Source organism: Moorena sp. SIO3A2 (assembly GCF_010672265.1).
Classification (GTDB): domain Bacteria; phylum Cyanobacteriota; class Cyanobacteriia; order Cyanobacteriales; family Coleofasciculaceae; genus Moorena; species Moorena producens.
In genome coordinates, this window is the sequence record NZ_JAAHHC010000004.1 from 108,639 (window position 1) to 124,802 (window position 16,164).

Annotated in this window: 17 protein-coding genes and 1 pseudogene; 16 read left to right on the forward strand and 2 right to left on the reverse strand. The window is 43.0% G+C overall.

Translation table 11 applies throughout. From position 1 onward, the window contains the following. The first annotated feature begins 129 nt into the window (after positions 1–129). The 9 genes from F6K64_RS05725 (at position 130) to F6K64_RS05765 (ending at position 5,981) form a co-directional block, all read left to right on the forward strand. On the forward strand, positions 130–564 hold the full coding sequence (locus F6K64_RS05725; RefSeq protein WP_008191092.1) for a HetP family heterocyst commitment protein: 435 nt from the start codon (positions 130–132) through the stop codon (positions 562–564). Between the two features lie 1,120 nt (positions 565–1,684). Beyond that, positions 1,685–2,017: a hypothetical protein gene (locus tag F6K64_RS05730; protein WP_008191090.1), complete on the forward strand. Its 333-nt coding sequence runs from the start codon at positions 1,685–1,687 to the stop codon at positions 2,015–2,017. A gap of 78 nt (positions 2,018–2,095) precedes the next feature. Beyond that, positions 2,096–2,431, forward strand: a complete 336-nt coding sequence (locus F6K64_RS05735) for a hypothetical protein (RefSeq protein ID WP_008191088.1) — start codon at positions 2,096–2,098, stop codon at positions 2,429–2,431. A gap of 204 nt (positions 2,432–2,635) precedes the next feature. Next, positions 2,636–2,968, forward strand: a complete 333-nt coding sequence (locus tag F6K64_RS05740) for a hypothetical protein (protein WP_008191086.1) — start codon at positions 2,636–2,638, stop codon at positions 2,966–2,968. Positions 2,969–3,256: 288 nt separating this feature from the next. Beyond that, on the forward strand, positions 3,257–3,544 hold the full coding sequence (locus F6K64_RS05745; protein WP_008191084.1) for a hypothetical protein: 288 nt from the start codon (positions 3,257–3,259) through the stop codon (positions 3,542–3,544). A 305-nt stretch (positions 3,545–3,849) separates the two neighbouring features. After that, positions 3,850–4,137 (forward strand): hypothetical protein, encoded by a 288-nt coding sequence (locus F6K64_RS05750; protein ID WP_008191083.1) that lies wholly within the window; start codon positions 3,850–3,852, stop codon positions 4,135–4,137. Positions 4,138–4,421: 284 nt separating this feature from the next. Continuing rightward, positions 4,422–4,718 (forward strand): hypothetical protein, encoded by a 297-nt coding sequence (locus F6K64_RS05755; RefSeq protein ID WP_008191080.1) that lies wholly within the window; start codon positions 4,422–4,424, stop codon positions 4,716–4,718. 246 nt (positions 4,719–4,964) lie between these two features. Next, a complete protein-coding gene (locus F6K64_RS05760; RefSeq protein ID WP_008191078.1) occupies positions 4,965–5,723 on the forward strand; it encodes a foldase protein PrsA in 759 nt (252 codons plus the stop codon). A gap of 123 nt (positions 5,724–5,846) precedes the next feature. Beyond that, positions 5,847–5,981, forward strand: a complete 135-nt coding sequence (locus tag F6K64_RS05765; RefSeq protein WP_008191076.1) for a hypothetical protein — start codon at positions 5,847–5,849, stop codon at positions 5,979–5,981. Between the two features lie 134 nt (positions 5,982–6,115). Here the strand turns inward: F6K64_RS05765 and F6K64_RS05770 are convergent, their stop codons facing one another. After that, the gene (locus F6K64_RS05770) at positions 6,116–6,289 is read right to left on the reverse strand and encodes a hypothetical protein (protein ID WP_008191074.1); all 174 of its coding nucleotides are present in this window, start codon (positions 6,287–6,289) and stop codon (positions 6,116–6,118) included. Positions 6,290–6,359: 70 nt separating this feature from the next. Then, positions 6,360–6,618: pseudogene (locus F6K64_RS05775) on the reverse strand (ISKra4 family transposase); the annotation flags it as partial. Between the two features lie 993 nt (positions 6,619–7,611). Between F6K64_RS05775 and F6K64_RS05780 the strand changes: the two are divergent. The 7 genes from F6K64_RS05780 to F6K64_RS05810 all read left to right on the forward strand — a co-directional run. Continuing rightward, positions 7,612–7,800, forward strand: a complete 189-nt coding sequence (locus F6K64_RS05780) for a hypothetical protein (protein WP_131826828.1) — start codon at positions 7,612–7,614, stop codon at positions 7,798–7,800. 53 nt (positions 7,801–7,853) lie between these two features. After that, positions 7,854–11,066 (forward strand): ABC transporter transmembrane domain-containing protein, encoded by a 3,213-nt coding sequence (locus tag F6K64_RS05785; protein WP_008178911.1) that lies wholly within the window; start codon positions 7,854–7,856, stop codon positions 11,064–11,066. A gap of 170 nt (positions 11,067–11,236) precedes the next feature. Continuing rightward, on the forward strand, positions 11,237–12,871 hold the full coding sequence (locus F6K64_RS05790; protein WP_008178913.1) for a beta-barrel domain-containing protein: 1,635 nt from the start codon (positions 11,237–11,239) through the stop codon (positions 12,869–12,871). Positions 12,872–13,535: 664 nt separating this feature from the next. Then, complete coding sequence (locus F6K64_RS05795; RefSeq protein ID WP_044492142.1) at positions 13,536–13,943, forward strand: HetP family heterocyst commitment protein; 408 nt, start codon at positions 13,536–13,538, stop codon at positions 13,941–13,943. Next, positions 13,934–14,263, forward strand: coding sequence for a hypothetical protein (locus F6K64_RS05800; RefSeq protein ID WP_287265055.1), 330 nt, complete (start codon positions 13,934–13,936; stop codon positions 14,261–14,263). Before F6K64_RS05795 ends, F6K64_RS05800 begins: the two co-directional genes overlap by 10 nt. A gap of 1,095 nt (positions 14,264–15,358) precedes the next feature. Next, on the forward strand, positions 15,359–15,652 hold the full coding sequence (locus F6K64_RS05805; protein ID WP_287265056.1) for a hypothetical protein: 294 nt from the start codon (positions 15,359–15,361) through the stop codon (positions 15,650–15,652). A gap of 225 nt (positions 15,653–15,877) precedes the next feature. Further along, positions 15,878–16,164, forward strand: a 287-nt coding sequence (locus tag F6K64_RS05810) for a hypothetical protein (protein WP_287265058.1), incomplete at its 3' end; no start/stop codon positions are given.

Genomic DNA, 16,164 nt, shown 5'->3' on the forward strand with positions numbered 1-16,164 from the left:
CGTTGACGGTTAACAGTTGACCGTTAATTTTTAGTAGTCAACTTGCTAGTAATTCCTTGAAATCTGCAAGTTAACTGCACCCCAGCTTATAAACTATTGACCTTTAGACTTACAGGATAAGAAATAACCATGACCTATCGTATTCCTTCTGCCAATACCAAGCTCGACAAAATGATGGATATTGATAAGTTTAGCGAGATCGAGGAAGCCATCCTTGATGGCAAATATTCTTGGGCTTGTGTGTTAATGCTACGCTTGGCAGGCCATAACCCCCTAGACTACATGCCTTCTAGAACCTACAGCCGCTTGCTCAAACAAAACCGGGACATGATCTTACAGAAGCAAGCTAGTATGATGACCAATAGCAATAAAGTCTTGAATGCACGGCAGCGTTTGAGCCAGATCAAAGATCTGGCTTATGTAGAGACCCTTGGCAAGAAAACTTCACAGGTCCACGGTGGCGATCAAGAACAGTGCTTAATCACTGAACTGGAAGAAGAGGAATCCATCCTCAAGAAGTTAACCGATTATTTACGGCAAGACTGTTTGGTTTCCCTGTGGTGAGCAGGTATAATCATTTTCCTACCCATCCTCCTTGTCATTACCAGCCACTGCTTACCACCACACCAGATCAGACTAAGCCTGTGGTCAAAGTAATTCATTAATAACCGCCTTGTCCATTAGGTGCGCTTTTCGTTGGCGAATTAAATTCGCCACGGGTCGCACCTGTTGATGGACGAGGCGTTTTTTTATCTGATCACAGACCGGAATGAAACAGCCCTAGTAAAAACAGCCCTAGTACTCTGTCAATTTAGTTTTGAGGGTGAGGGCTAGGTGGCACGGTTAATGGTTAAGCGGGCCTAATCTAAGGGTTTAAGCGTGGCTAATCCCTAGTTAACCTAAGTTCGACGTAACCCTGAAAGCCTTAATCTAGCCTAGTTGCCCAACCCTTGTATTCCTTAGTCTTTCCTCAAGCGATCGCTTATATCGAACTCAGGTTATACCAATTCTTAGCGCTCACACGGCTACACATTATTAATTTCATCTCCCCATCTCCCCATCTCCCCATCTCCCGATCTCCCCACACGCCCCCTCTCCTCACACTTCCCACACTCCCTGCTCCCTGCTCCCTGTTCCGGTGATCCGCTGTTCCCTTTGCTATTAACTAATGACTGGACATAGCACGGACTTTAGCACTTACTTTAGTTGTGGGAGGATTCAACCATCAATCTCAAGCCAAAGTGGCGTTCATATTTTTAATTAGATTTGATATAATAACCGGTTCATTACTAATAATTTACTTCACTAAAACCCCATCAACCTTACCCATCTCTTTGAACTAATTCAGAATCGGTTACTAGTCACTCTTTAGTTGTGGGAGGAGTCAAGCATCAATCTCAAGCCAAAGTGGCGTTCATTTTTTTTTATATTAGATATAATGACCAGTTTATTCCTAAGAATTTACTTGACTAAAACCCCAGAAATATTACCAATCTATTTGAACTAATCCAGAATTGGTTACTGCTGACTACATCCTTTTAGTAAATCCAGTGATTTTCAAAAAATAAAAGCTTGAAGCCAAATTGGCGAGACATGCCTAGGGGAATATGGATATAGTTATATCAACAGCTAAAACAAAGCTGCTCCACAGAAATAAAATCAACAACAAAGAAGGAGAAAATCAATGCTTATTTCTGACTTAAACCATCTAGAATCCGTTGAGGCTAGCCAAGTTCAAGGTGGTACTACTATTGCTGGAATCCAATTCGACAACAATGTCACCAGCGTTTTCAACACCACCAGCACCATCACCGAAACTGAAGTTTTCAATACCAGCATTACTTCTAGCGTAGACATTAATGGTATTACCGCTTCAGGTGGTACTACATCTGAAGGTTCTAGCGATCAAGGTAATAACGTTGCTACTAAGCAAGAAAGCGTCTTCATCACTATTGAGCAAGGTGGCGTAACTGGTTCCAAGTCTGTAGGTCTTGGCTTCTCTGGAATCAGCCGTTAGTAATTAATCACGAAAAGTTTCTGATTAATTAGTTTCTAAACCTCGATTCATCATCAACAACCAACAAGGAGAAAATCAATGCTTATTTCTGACTTAAATCATCTAGAATCCGTTGAGGCTAGCCAAGTTCAAGGTGGTACTACTATTGCTGGAATCACATTCAACAACAATGTCACCAGCGTTTTCAACACCACCAGCACCATCACCGAAACTGAAGTTTTCGATACCAGCATTACCTCTAGCGTAGACATTAATGGTATTACCGCTTCAGGTGGTACTACATCTGAAGGTTCTAGCGATGCAGGTAATAACGTTGCTACTAAGCAAGAAAGCGTCTTCATCACTATTGAGCAAGGTGGAGTAACTGGTTCCAAGTCCGTAGGTATTGGCTTCTCTGGAATCAGCCGTCATTAATTAATCAGGACAAGTTACTAATTAAGTAATTTGTAAACCTCGATTCATTATTCAGGGTAAACGCATCTTATTTTGAAATGCCTACTGGATATGAGATTCATATGATAAGTATTTTAACTTATTAAGTTTGAAATCTTTTCTGAGTAACGTTTCTATAATTTAGATGGGTTTGCCCATTATTAACAATAAAAAAGGAGAAAATCAATGCTTATTTCTGATCTAAACCATCTAGAATCCGTTGACGCTAGCCAAGTTCAAGGTGGTACTACTATTGCTGGAATCACATTCAACAACAATGTCACCAGCGTTTTCAACACCACCAGCACCATCACCGAAACTGAAGTTTTCAATACCAGCATTATCTCTCGTGTAGACATTAATGGTATTACCGCTTCAGGTGGTGTTACATCTGAAGCTTCTAGCGATAAAGGTAATAACGTTGCTACTAAGCAAGAAAGCGTCTTCATCACTATTGAGCAAGGTGGAGTAACTGGTTCCAAGTCTGTAGGTATTGGCTTCTCTGCTATCAGCCGTTAGTACTTAATCAGGAACTTTTTGTGATTAAGTAATTTGTAAACCTGGGTGTATTCATATCCTAATATAATGCATTAAATTCAATTCTATATCAAGATTATTGCACTCATTTTTAGGTGTAATTCATTCATTTTGATGACTTCAAAATACTAAAGTATCAGTAGTTATATCAAACCGGAACTCAATAGGTTAATTGCCAAATTAGCGAGACAAACATTTTGAACTTTGATAGTTTAATTGAAGTGTCAAACAAGCAGTTTTATTAAAAAACAAAAAGGAGAGAAATAAATAATGATTATTTCTGATCTAAATCATTTAGAAACTATTGCTGAAGACCCCAAAGTTGTGGGTGGATATGGCTACTACCAACCTTACTTCCCTTTCGGATTTAACAAATTTATCAACGTCGGTATTGACATTGAAGAGAACGTAGCTACGATTGATGGCCGCGCACAAGCCTTTGGTGAGAAGACCTTCACTAACGTCACTGGCAGTACTACCACTACTGAGCATGGTTCTCAATCTACCCTAAGTACAATATCTGTTAGTTCTTCTAAGAATAAGAAGCATTATTACTAAAACGGCTTAGAGTAATCCTTGAGACTTAAGGCTATCAATGCTGCGGAAAGATGAAGCAAAAATCAGTAACATCTTTCCGCAGCATTAATCACAATGGGAGCATCCCATTTTTGTGAATTGGTAGTGGAAGCATTTTGCTTGTGGTTAGTAAAATAAGGACGTAATTGGTAGTGGGAGCATCTTGCTCGGTACTTACAGAAAACGGTGCTCCCAATTTATCATTTTTAGTTGCTTTTATATTTAGTTGCTTTTAGATGCTCCCGATCACAATTAACTATTACCTAATTTGACCAGGAGAATCATTCATGAAAATTGCTCAATTAGAATATTTTGAGCTACAGGCAACAGACCACCCTATTTTAGGTGGTTTTGTTTTTACTACTGCTGAAGCCTTCGCTGGTCCTGGCATTGGTGCCACTAATGCTCAGGCCGATGCGTTAGCTCAGCATACCGATACTTCCGTAGAAAGCTTTATCCATGTAGACGAGTTCTTTTCTGAAGCTAGGGCAAAAGCTGAGGCTAGGGCTAGGGATCGTCATTACTGGGGTTATTCTGTCCATGATCCCTTTGGGATTTATCGTTTGATTGGATAACTCAACAAATATATAGCAGTTATCAATTCGGTGAGGTACTTTGCTTATCCTTTTAAGGCAATAGGCAAGCTAGCAATAGGTAAGCTAGCAATAGTAACAAGGGTTTTAAGGGCTCCATCGCTTTTCTGATAATGTTTTTGTCAATTATCGTCCACTGATTCCAAGTTACCCGATCCGAATATTCCTGATCCGAAGTTCCCGATTTATGCAAAAAAATTAGTGAATTTTTCAATAATTAAAATGTTTTTAACTCGTTCCATTAGTAACAAAGGAGTTTAACGATTATGTTTGATCACTTTCGGTTATGGGAGTTACCTGGCTCATTTACAACCATGAACGGTAGTCATTCTGCAATTATATCTGTATCGGAAGTAAATTCTGAGGCAGCAAGTACTATGAGTAATGCCATGAGCATGGATCCTAAGGGAAACATGGCTACGAGTGCAGTGCAAGCATCTGCTAATAAAGCCACAAACACTGCGGGTATTGTTGAAGCTAGGGCTGGTACTGATAACTTCTCAGTACCTGATATTCAGGAAGCTTTTTTCACGAGGACTAACTTTTTTAGCAGATACTTCTAAAGCTATCAGCTTAATAAAATCTAGTTTCTGTGTGCTGGCTTCAAAACGGGGATTGAGGGGCGAGGTGTTTTGATTGAGGGATAAGTCTCAACTTTGATTTTTGCTGGCAAATACTCCGCCCTCAATTTGGCAAATTGGCAAAATTTAGGAATTGCTTTTTGTATGATGATAAGAGTCAGACAGTTAACTCAGCTGACTCTGACCAAGACTGTAAGTAGTTCCAGTTATAGTTCATAATCGGGTGTAATGGTTGACCTTTCCAAAGCATCGGTGACTCCAGAGGAAATTATGTACTCCTTGAAAAAGGAGATGCATCTGAAGGGCATCTGTCAAAAAGTTTTGTATCAACGAGTTATCAATAAAGCGGCTCAAGAAAGAGGGATAACAGTCACACCAGAAGACGTGCAAGCTCAGGCGGATGAGATCCGTTATGCCAATCGTTTGGAAAAGGCAGCAGAAACATTGGCCTGGCTGGCAGATCAGATGGTGACAGCAGAGGATTGGGAAGCGGGAATTAGCGATCGCTTGCTTGCCCAAAAGCTTGCTGAGTCCTTATTTTATAAAGATGTGGAAAAAAGCTTTGCTCAAAATCGACTGGACTTTGAGCAAGTTTTGGTTTATCAAATTCTGGTGGATTCTGAGGAAATTGCTCAGGAGCTTTTCTATCAGATTGAGGAAGGAGAAATCAGTTTTTATGAAGCTGCTCATTTCTATGATATAGACCCAGAAAGGCAGCGACGGTGTGGCTATGAAGGAAAGTTGCCTCGTTGGAGTTTTAAGCCTGAGATAGCTGCCCTTATCTTTAGTGTTCAGCCAGGAGAAGTGACTCATCCCCTGCAAACCGAACAAGGATATCATCTTTTCTTAGTTGAAGAATTTATTCCAGCTGAATTAACCGAAGAAAAGTCTAAAGAAATTTTACAGAGTATGTTTCAAGAGTGGCTCAATAGTGAAGTTAACTATATGATCCATAGTGAAATTAGTACCATCAATACTGGGGAATAATCCCAATGCTATTAATGGTTTTAGAGAGCAGGGAGCTTCGGAGCAGAGAGCAGGGGTAAGTAAATTTAATTTACCTCATAACTAAAATAACTAACGAAAATTACTAACTAGAGTGATGTAACCATGAGACGTTCCCAGACAATCAGAAAATGGATAGTTTCAGCAGATGGTACGGTTGTAGTCCAAGCCGAAAGTACAGCAACTGCCTCTGGGGATGAAGCAACCATTATTCAAGAGGTTACTGTCAAAAGAGACTAGAGTGGCAGAATTTATAGCAGAAGTTCATCCTCTTGCTATGCTTCTTATAGTAAGTAGTTTACCTATAGCATTTCTAAATCAATTATACAAAATAATTACCGTTTTTGACCTTGTCTTGAGTAAGCATTTAGCTATCAGGTTTGGGCCTGTGACCACGCTACTTGAGGTGCTATCAGCTTTGGGTCTGTGGCCAACGGCTGACGGCTGACTGCTGAATGCTTACCAAAATCTAATGCATATAATAGTACAACTCCAGTCTCAAAATAAACATGGGGGAGCAACCCAAAAAACAGGGGAGAGCGACCCAAATAGCCAGCCTCAAAATAAACAGGCGGTAGGAATTTTAATTACTTTTTGACTGCCACTTTTTGACTGCCACTAAAGACAGTTGTTTAGATCAGCACATCTATGTTTAAGAACTTGAGGAACATTTTCCGAGTTCCACTCTCGCCCAGAAATTTTTAGTCTTCGATCAATTTGCTTTACTGTAGATTCATACACGATCCCAGGCAATGGAGCAAATTTCCTGAAGTTTATAGTAACTATAATTAATAATTCGAGTTCGATGACTTTCTAGATAGTTACAAAAATTAGTTGCTTGTTTTTTCTTTAAAAGAGATATTAACTCAATAGTTTCGGTTCTTCAGTACCTACTATGCTAAATTTATAGTTTACCCCCCCCCCGAAAAGCTTACTGTGTAAGGGTTATGAGGCTATTTAACCATAAATTTTTCCCATATAGCTGCCTCTTCCTCCTGCTCCGAAGTCCCTGCTCCGAACGCGCCCCGCGTGGCCTACGGCCTCAGTCCCTTTGGCAAAGTGTTAATTTAGCATAACAAGTACGGAAGAGCCATAAAAATAGGTAAGTTAACTGTTGATTAATTGATCTCAAGTCCTGAGGATGAGTGATGATTAACAATATCCGCGTTTTTGCTTCCCCTTACTTCTCCCCATCTCCCGATCAGTTTTAATCATTAGTATTTAAGGGTCGATGATATGACGACCAGATAGGGAGTATGGTGGTCTGTAAGCTGGCGAATTTAAGTTGGCGAATTATTGAGGGGTATAACCCCTAGGGTAATTGACAAACCGGATCACACTATCAGGGATCACAAAGCTTCTCTAGGAGCTGAGACATTGCTGTACTTGTGAATTTTGTTTAAAGTTTATAACAAGATTTTATCAAGAGAAAGTAAAGTAATTGTGAAACTATTGATAACTACTAAACTGATTATATGAATAGTTAGTTTAGTGAAAATGTTATGAAAACTTGACAACTCTATCTAGCTGGTTAACTTCAATCTGGCCACTTAACTTCAATAAGATTTGATAAACTTTTATTTAAGCTATTGTCAAAACCGTGAATTGATCGTGAAAACAACTTGACAGCGCCGATTAACTTCACATAGGATGATTCCGGAGATTGTCCTTGGGGTTACTGGTAAGGAATATGTAGAAAAGATTTGAAGTTTTAAGAAATATGTAAGTATATTGAGTTTTCAGGGGAAAAAACTCATAATTAATTTCACAAGCTTTTCATGAAGTTACCTAAAAAAGGGCGATCAGCCTCCCGGAGCAAGGGTGAACATCAAATTATTACTTATTACCTCGATTAGCTGGGATTGCTTAGGTGGCATCAAACGGCAAACAGTTGTTGAATGCCACAGTACTCCTAAGTCAAATCCTAATTCAACCCCAGGGAACACTACTGGGACTATCACTAGGGAAAAAGGGAGACCAGAGTCTATGTGACTACCCAGAGTACTGTTTGAACAATCAATACTGGTGCCAATCAAATGGATCCGAAGACTCCACCTAACCATGGCGCTAGTCAATACAAGGTAAAACTAACTAAAGAAGGGGTTCTACCTAATGCATCAGAAAACGGTCGGTTTAGAAAAATCAGGGCAACCACCAGATTCCCTTGGCCAATACCCGACCCAGAAATCTTCCGAGGTTATTGAACACCTAATCGCGAACTGGTTGGATAAGACCCTATCAAATACACTATTACCAGAATTTAGTCAATCCTTCCAAATTCATAACTTTGATCTAGGTGATGAAATTATACCCTATCCTAGACGGGAGTTAAGCCAAAATTATGTTCAAAATGAACCAAATAAGTATTTTTACGTGGTCTGTTGCGGGCGGGTGCGGCTGCTAAGCTTTGATGGTGAAAAACAGCGGGACGTATCCGTACAGGTTCTTGAAGAGGGGGCAACCTTTGGGGCTGAGGAACTGTTGTGCAACCTATCTTATCCTTACCAAGCGATCGCAGCGAGTTCAGGACAGATTGCTCGGATGTCCTTAGCTGAACTGCAACCTTGGTTAGAACAGCTACCGGAGTGGCTCGAACACCTACAGCAACAAGCTCAGCACCGGCAACGCTTGATTTTCTTCAAGACCTTAACAGCATTGCGATCGCTTGACAGCATCACTCTACAGCAATTGTTGCCCTACCTGGTAGACACACGGATTTCCGCTGGGGAGTCCTTAGTTAAGTCTGGCCAAGTTGGTCGTTACTGGCTACGTAGTGGTCAGATTGAAAGGGGCGGAGTTCAACAGAATTGCCCACTAACTATTGCAAGGGGCGAAAGTTGGGGCTATCCTCAGCCAGTGCCGGAAGATTGGATTGCTCAAAGCGATTTATGGGTAACCCATCTACCAAAGGAACATTGGGAAACTGCCCAAATGATGGCACCGGTGCTGGCAAAGTTGAGTCCACAGACGGGTCAAACCTCTGAAAATGGACACCAGAAATCAGGGGCGACTAGCGCCATAGTCCACCCAGTCCGTACTCAGCCCGGTCACAGAGTACCGCTAATTCCATCCAACCTCCCTACCAATGGAAATGCTGAAACACAAAGTAACTCGACCCAGGCTGAGTCTAAACTGATACCATTTCCCGTACCGACGAAGCGACCTTTTATTCAGGGGTTGTGGCAACGCTATCCCTTCATTGAACAGCAATCCTCTTCAGATTGTGGCGCTGCTTGCTTGGCAATGATTGGACGCTACTGGGGCAAACGATTTAGCTTGAATTCCCTACGGAATCTGGCAGGGGTGGGGCGTTCTGGGTCATCCCTGAAAGGGTTAGCCAGAGCATCAGAAACCTTGGGATTTCAAGCTACTCCAGTTAGAGCGTCTTTAGCTCGCCTAGCGGATCGGAGTAACCCCTGGATTGCTCACTGGCAAGGTGATCATTATATAGTTGTCTATTCGGTCAAAGGGGAGAAGGTACTTGTTGCGGATCCAGCTGTGGGAAAGCGGACGCTTTCTCGACAACAATTTCTAGAGGGTTGGACAGGATATGCGCTGCTGTTGAATCCTACTCCCCAGCTAGCAGGGACTCCCAATCAAAAGATTTCTCTGAATCGCTTTTGGGGATTGCTATGGCCCCATCGCATAGTCCTGTTGCAAATTATCCTAGCTTCCCTACTGCTCCAGGTTTTTGGTCTGATTACCCCCCTGTTTACCCAAATCATTTTGGATCGGGTGGTGGTTAACAAAAGTGTTGTTACCCTCAATGTGTTTGCAATTGGTCTAGTCATCTTTGGCCTTTGGAGCATAGGCTTGAGTGTCACCAGACGCTACCTGCTGGATTACTTTTCCAATCGACTCAGTCTTACCTTTGTCAGTGGTTTTATTAAGCATACCCTCACACTACCCCTGAAGTTTTTTGAATCCCGCCAGGTGGGGGACATCCTGACCCGAGTCCAGGAAACTGGGAAAATTCAGGCGTTCCTGACTCAGCAAGCCATTGCTACTTGGCTGGATGTGGTAATGATGTTTGTCTATGTGGGGCTGATGCTCTACTACAACTGGCACCTAACCTTGCTGGTCCTGGCAACGATTGTACCGATTGCGATTTTGACCATAGTTGCCAGTCCATTTCTACGCCAAGTGTCCAGGGAAATCTTTAAAGAAACAGCAGCACAAAACTCCCTGTTAGTAGAAATGATGTCGGGAGTAGCAACTGTCAAAGCAGCAGCCTCTGAACAAGAGGTGCGCTGGCGCTGGGAAGACCGCCTCACGGGTCAGTTGAATATGGTATTCAAAGGACAGAACTTGGCCAACGGCTTAGGGTCAGTCAGTGGGTTGATTAATAACCTCAGCGGCACGGCTTTACTGTGGTTCGGGGCAAGTCTGGTAATTCAGGAACAGCTCACGATTGGTCAATTTGTGGCATTCAATATGCTCATTGGTCGGGTGATTAGCCCGATTTTGTCTTTGGTGGGACTTTGGGATGAGTTCCAGGAAATCTTGGTATCGGTGGAACGGCTCGATGATGTCTTGACCACCCAGCCAGAAGAGAATACCCAAAAACCCCTGATGCCATTGCCTGCGATCGCGGGGCATGTCCAGTTTGACAATGTCAGCTTTCGCTATAGTGAGGATGATGAACAATACACCCTTCAAAACATTTCCTTCGAGGTTGCCCCTGGAAAGACCATAGCCATTGTCGGACGCAGTGGCTCGGGCAAAAGTACCTTGGTCAAGCTGCTCCAAGGACTCTATCACCCAACTACAGGCCGTATTTTGATTGATAGCCACGACATCCGACATGTTTCTCCCCAGTCTTTGCGCTCTCAATTAGGTGTGGTACCTCAAGAATGCTTTTTGTTTTCAGGGACGATTTTAGAGAACATCACCTTATACAAACCTGAGTATAGCCTCGAACAAGGGGTAGAAGTTGCCAAATTGGCTGAAGCTCATGTGTTTATTCAAAACCTGCCCCTGGGATACAACACCAAGGTTGGGGAGCGAGGGTCTAACCTGTCTGGGGGACAACGGCAACGGATTGCGATCGCCCGAGCCTTGCTGGGTAACCCCAAGATTCTGATTCTCGATGAAGCGACTAGCTCCCTAGATACAGAATCCGAGCGACGTTTTCAACAAAATTTAGCTCGCATTAGTCGCGATCGCACTACCTTCATCATTGCCCACCGTCTTTCTACGGTGCGCAATGCCGACTCTATACTGGTCCTCGACCAAGGTCTGATCGCAGAGCGCGGTACCCACTCCGAACTCATGGCTGAGAAAGGTCTGTACTACCACCTAGCCCAGCAGCAGCTGGATCTTTAACCCTGGCATTTATGAAAGTTTGTAAATGTTTTTTGTAAAAAATCGCTCTCGGGGTGATCAGGGGTGATCAGTATATCCCCCACTGTCTTCAACATTGACTTTCACCAAGGTTCGTGTTCTCAGTTTAAATCAATAGACACAAAACTACCAGTGATTATGGGTGAACTACCATGAACAAACCACAACCATCTATCCCGTCTAGAGAGGGACTCCCTGAGGGACAAACCCCTCACCCTAATCTAACCTCAGCTGAGATTAGATCGATCTATGGGGGGACAGCGGTATCAGCACCACCACTCCCCCAATCAGCTAATCATGTTCAAAATCCGGTCACACCAACATCATCACTAGGGGCTACCAACACTGAAAACTGGTCAACAGCCCTACAAAATTTACTGGATCAGCCACCATCGGTACTGCCCCAGAGACTGCTTTTGGGAGGATTCGCCTTCTGTATGGTCTGTGGGGTTTGGGCAACCTTTGGCCAAATTGACGAAGTGGGTAAAGCCACAGGCAAGTTAGTGCCAAAAGGAGAAGTGTATAAAATTCATCCGATCCAATCCGGCAAGGTCGCCAAGATTGCGGTCAAAGAAGGGGAATCGGTTACCGCTGGGCAAGTCTTGGTGGAACTGGATAAAGAACTTGGCGCTACTGAAGTAGAGCGTTTGGAGCAACTGATCAATGCTGACCAAATCAAATTAATTCAGATGCAAGGGCTGATTGAAAACATCCACCAAGAAGCCCAAACCCGTCAGCAAATTGCCAAAGCGGACATTGACGCACAACAGGCCGCTATCGCTCAGGCACAGACTAAAGTAGCCGCCTTACGAGAACAACTGATCCAACATCAGCAGGCAAACGTCGCCAGTCAGGACAGACTAGAACGCCTAAAACGGCTCAAGGCGACTACCCAAGCACTGCTCCAGCAACGACAGGATGATGCATTTGCCCTTAAGGAACGCCTAGAGAATCTCAAACCCCTGTTAGCATCAGGGGCAATCTCAAAAGAACAAGTATTTCAAGCAGAACATAGCCTACGAGCGAGTCAGCGGGTGATTACCCAAACCCAACTGCAAGAAGCAGCCAGTAACCAAGACCAGATTTATCAAGCCCAGCAGAGTATACGCGATCGCAACAGCGCGATCACTCTGACTCACAGCGATCTCAACCAGACCTTAGCAGAAATCCAACGACTTCAGGCAGGTCTAACTCAGAAGCAAGCGGAAGTGCATCGGACTCAGCTAGAGACCAAGCAGAAACTTCAGCAGTTGGAGATCGAACTGACTCAACTAAATGCCAAAATTGCTGAAAACCGCAATCTGCTAACTAGTGCGAAAGCTAGGCTCAAACAAAAGTTTCTCTATGCACCGGTGGATGGAGTAGTTTCCTCCCTCAATGTTGCCAATATTGGTGAAGTCTTTCAACCCGGTCAAACCATTGCCGAAGTAGCGCCCCAAGATGCGCCCCTGGTGTTATCAGCTAGTTTACCTAATCAGGAGGCAGGCTTTATCAAAGAAGGAATGCCGGTGCAAATCAAGCTTGATGCCTATCCCTATCAGGAATACGGCATCATCAAAGGGAAAGTCACTTCCCTTTCTGCCGATGCCAAAACTGATCAACAACTTGGTTCGGTTTATGAGGTGGAAGTTTCCCTAAACCGTGACTACGTTACAGAAGACGATCAAATGATCCGATTCAAACCTGGTCAGACAGCCAAAGCTGACATCATTATCCGCCGCCGTCGGATTGTGGATTTCTTGTTAGATCCGATCCGACAGCTGCAAAAAGGTGGTGTCAATCTATAGCAGGACTAACGCAATTTAGCCATCGACATACTGCCTGTAGGGTAATGGGGGTGGTACTAAATCCAGGTCGATTAACCCTGATGGCACAACCAGTCAGGGAAGAGGAGTACAAGGGAGGAAAAGGGATTGACTGACAAGTCGTGGGCTTTGCCCAGTTAGGGAAATTTCTGCTCAGAGGTAGCATTGAGCACGGTCAGGGAAAAGCGGTTTGAATTACCTATGGATAAAGGATTTCACAGTCTTTTCACAAAATCTGATCCAAATGTTCACGAAATCTGATCAGAATTTTCATAAAGCTTTGTTCAAAATAGTCTTTACTGAGAGTGTTCCAAGTTTTAGAGGTTTGTCAGTCAACTAGGGGCAAGGGGGGAAGAATCTGGTGTTGTCCAAAATGGGGATGATTGATGGAGATTTAGAAGAAGAGAATCCTGATCTATCAATCGTTATTGATTGGTAAGAGATTATTCGAGATCACCCGATCACCCGATCACCCGATCAAGCCATCTTCGCAGGTTTCACAACTCAAATCAGATGGTTAGATCAGTACTCTAACTCTTCGCTTAATTGACCAACCAGAATCACTGACTATTGAAACTAGAGGTAGAGTTCAAGGGTAAATCCTGCAAATCCAATTCGTTGACCTTCAGATCAAAAAGAAATCATCATGAGTTACTCCATGCTTCGTCGTTCTAATCGCCCACTGGGCAAAACCCTAGATCCTGAAAAGATTAGTTTGATTGAAGAAGCAATTCGCGATCGCAAGTATTCCTGGGCTTGTGTTTTGATGCTGCGTTATTTGGGTCTTAACCCCTTAGAATACATACCGTCGCGAACCTACTGCCGATTGCGACGGGATAACGAGAAAATGGACTCACTCAATCCAGCTACAACCGACAGCCTTAAGCAGGATAGGGAAGATGCTCAGAAGTGCTTAAGGAACATTAAAGATCTCGACTATGCAAAGCCCCTTGACAGCAGAAGCCAACTAGTTCAAGGGGGCTCTAAAGAACAGTGGTTTAACAAAAAATTGCCAAAATTATACTCAAGTACTAGGAATATAAGGTGTTTCTAGGGACTGGTAATCTCACCGTAAGTATTCAGCTATCAGCCATCAGCCATCAGCCATCAGCTATCAGCTATCAGTCATCAGCTAATGCCCTACAGATGGTGCTACTTGAGATGCTTTTGAATAAGCGATGCAGAGGTGCGACCCGTGGCGAATTAAATTACGGGTCAAACGCACCATTACGGTCTTGGGGAGGCAGTGCGGTCTTGGGGAGGCAGCGCGGTCTTGGGGAGGCAGCGCGGTCTTGGGGAGGCAGCGCGGTCTTGGGGAGGCAGCGCGGTCTTGGGGGTTTCCCCCATGAGCGACTGCCGTGGTTTCCCCCATGAGCGACTGCCGTGGTTTCCCCCATGAGCGACTGCCGTGGTTTCCCCCATGAGCGACTGCCGTGGTTTCCCCCACTCGCGCTTTGCATCAAGACAACAGGTAAGCATTGGAATAATGCTGAGTTACATCTGAATAAAACAGGTAAGCATTGCTTTAATCTCTGTTACTTCAGCATTAGGCTGACTGCTGAGTGCTGAGTGCTGAGTGCTGAATTCTGAATGCTTACACCTCACCAGGGCTGATAGCTCAATGCTGACAGTCCCCCAATCGCTGAATTTATAGCAGAAGTCAGAAGTCAGAAGTCAGAAGTCAGAAGTCAGAAGTCAAACTCTTGCGCTTACTTAGGTTTGAGACTTTTGTCATGTCCTAACTGCCCTGGCGACTGCTATATTTTGTTTTTTATTAATTTTTTGATACTGCATAAATTGCATTAATACTCCCAAGTTATTTTTCCATAACTTGGGCATTTTTCATAACAATTTGTAACATTAAACTCTCCCTAAAACTTTACCGCCAAATTGGCTTGACAAGTGAGACAAATTAAATTAATAACGGTAGGTTAAAAATAACAACAACAAAACCATTGTTGTTAGCTACCTACCTAACTTAATCAAGGATCGAGCTAAAGTTTCCGCCAAATTGGCGTGACAAGTGAGACAAATTCAACTAAGAGCGGTAGGATGAAAATAACAACAACAAAAACCAAAGTTGTTGTTAGCTACCTACCTAACTTAATCAAGGGTCGAACTAAAGTTACCGCCCAATTTGCTTGACAAGTGAGACAAATTAAATTAAGAGCGGTAGGATGAAAATAACAACAACAAAAACCAAAGTTGTTGTTAGCTACCTACCTAACTTAATCAAGGTTCGAGCTAAAGTTTCCGCCAAATTGGCGTGACAAGTGAGACAAATTCAAGTAAGAGCGGTAGGATTAAAGTAACAACAACAAAGTTGTTTTTAGCTACCTAACTAATTTAATTAAAGTTTCCGCCAAATTGGCTTGACAAGTGAGACAAATTGAATAAGAAGCGGTAGAATAAAACTAACAACAACCAAGTTGTTCACTAACATCAAACTTACAAAAGAGCAGACCAACCATGAATATTTCTGATCTAAATCACATCGAAGTTGTTAACGAAGAAACTAACATCATTGGCGCAGGATTCTCCGGACGTGTATTCTTCCGCGATTTCAAGGACATTGATATTAATAAAAGGGTCAATATCAAAGAGCGCTTTGAGTCTATTGTGAAGGTTAAGGGCAACGCGGCTACTGCTGAAGCTACTGCTGATGCCAAAGGTAAGGATAGTCTGGCTGAAACCATTACTGACGCTCAAGCCAATTCCTTCGGCTCTTCGGCAATTTCTCTTTCTGTAGCTTTTGTCGACTAATCTTAGTAGGGACTAAATCTTAGTAGGGACTAAATTTTATTCCCTACTAAGATTGCTAGGAGTAAGCATTAGCTTAGCTACCTACCTAAGCCACCTACCAAACTTAATAAACTTTCCGCCAACTTGGCGTGACAAGTGAAACAAATTGACTTAAGAGCGGTAGGCTTAAAATAACAACAATCAAGTTGTTGAGTAACATAAAACTAACAAAAAAGCAGACCAACCATGAATATTTCTGACCTAAATCACATCGAAGTTGTTAACGAAGAAACCAATATCGTTGGCGCAGGATTCTCCGGACGTGTATTCTTCCGCGATTTCAAGGACATTGATATTAATAAAAGGGTCAATATCAAAGAGCGCTTTGAGTCTATTGTGAAGGTTAAGGGCAACGCGGCTACTGCTGAAGCTACTGCTGATGCCAAAGGTAAGGATAGTCTGGCTGAAACCATTACTGACGCTCAAGCCAATTCCTTCGGCTCTTCGGCAATTTCTCTTTCTGTAGCTTTTGT

What these genes read in the sequence shown, in the direction of transcription:
- F6K64_RS05725 (WP_008191092.1), top strand. Translation starts at nt 130, where the DNA reads ATGACCTATCGTATTCCTTCTGCCAATACCAAGCTCGACAAAATGATG.
- F6K64_RS05730 (WP_008191090.1), top strand. Translation starts at nt 1,685, where the DNA reads ATGCTTATTTCTGACTTAAACCATCTAGAATCCGTTGAGGCTAGCCAA.
- F6K64_RS05735 (WP_008191088.1), top strand. Translation starts at nt 2,096, where the DNA reads ATGCTTATTTCTGACTTAAATCATCTAGAATCCGTTGAGGCTAGCCAA.
- F6K64_RS05740 (WP_008191086.1), top strand. Translation starts at nt 2,636, where the DNA reads ATGCTTATTTCTGATCTAAACCATCTAGAATCCGTTGACGCTAGCCAA.
- F6K64_RS05745 (WP_008191084.1), top strand. Translation starts at nt 3,257, where the DNA reads ATGATTATTTCTGATCTAAATCATTTAGAAACTATTGCTGAAGACCCC.
- F6K64_RS05750 (WP_008191083.1), top strand. Translation starts at nt 3,850, where the DNA reads ATGAAAATTGCTCAATTAGAATATTTTGAGCTACAGGCAACAGACCAC.
- F6K64_RS05755 (WP_008191080.1), top strand. Translation starts at nt 4,422, where the DNA reads ATGTTTGATCACTTTCGGTTATGGGAGTTACCTGGCTCATTTACAACC.
- F6K64_RS05760 (WP_008191078.1), top strand. Translation starts at nt 4,965, where the DNA reads ATGGTTGACCTTTCCAAAGCATCGGTGACTCCAGAGGAAATTATGTAC.
- F6K64_RS05765 (WP_008191076.1), top strand. Translation starts at nt 5,847, where the DNA reads ATGAGACGTTCCCAGACAATCAGAAAATGGATAGTTTCAGCAGATGGT.
- F6K64_RS05785 (WP_008178911.1), top strand. Translation starts at nt 7,854, where the DNA reads ATGCATCAGAAAACGGTCGGTTTAGAAAAATCAGGGCAACCACCAGAT.
- F6K64_RS05790 (WP_008178913.1), top strand. Translation starts at nt 11,237, where the DNA reads ATGAACAAACCACAACCATCTATCCCGTCTAGAGAGGGACTCCCTGAG.
- F6K64_RS05795 (WP_044492142.1), top strand. Translation starts at nt 13,536, where the DNA reads ATGAGTTACTCCATGCTTCGTCGTTCTAATCGCCCACTGGGCAAAACC.
- F6K64_RS05805 (WP_287265056.1), top strand. Translation starts at nt 15,359, where the DNA reads ATGAATATTTCTGATCTAAATCACATCGAAGTTGTTAACGAAGAAACT.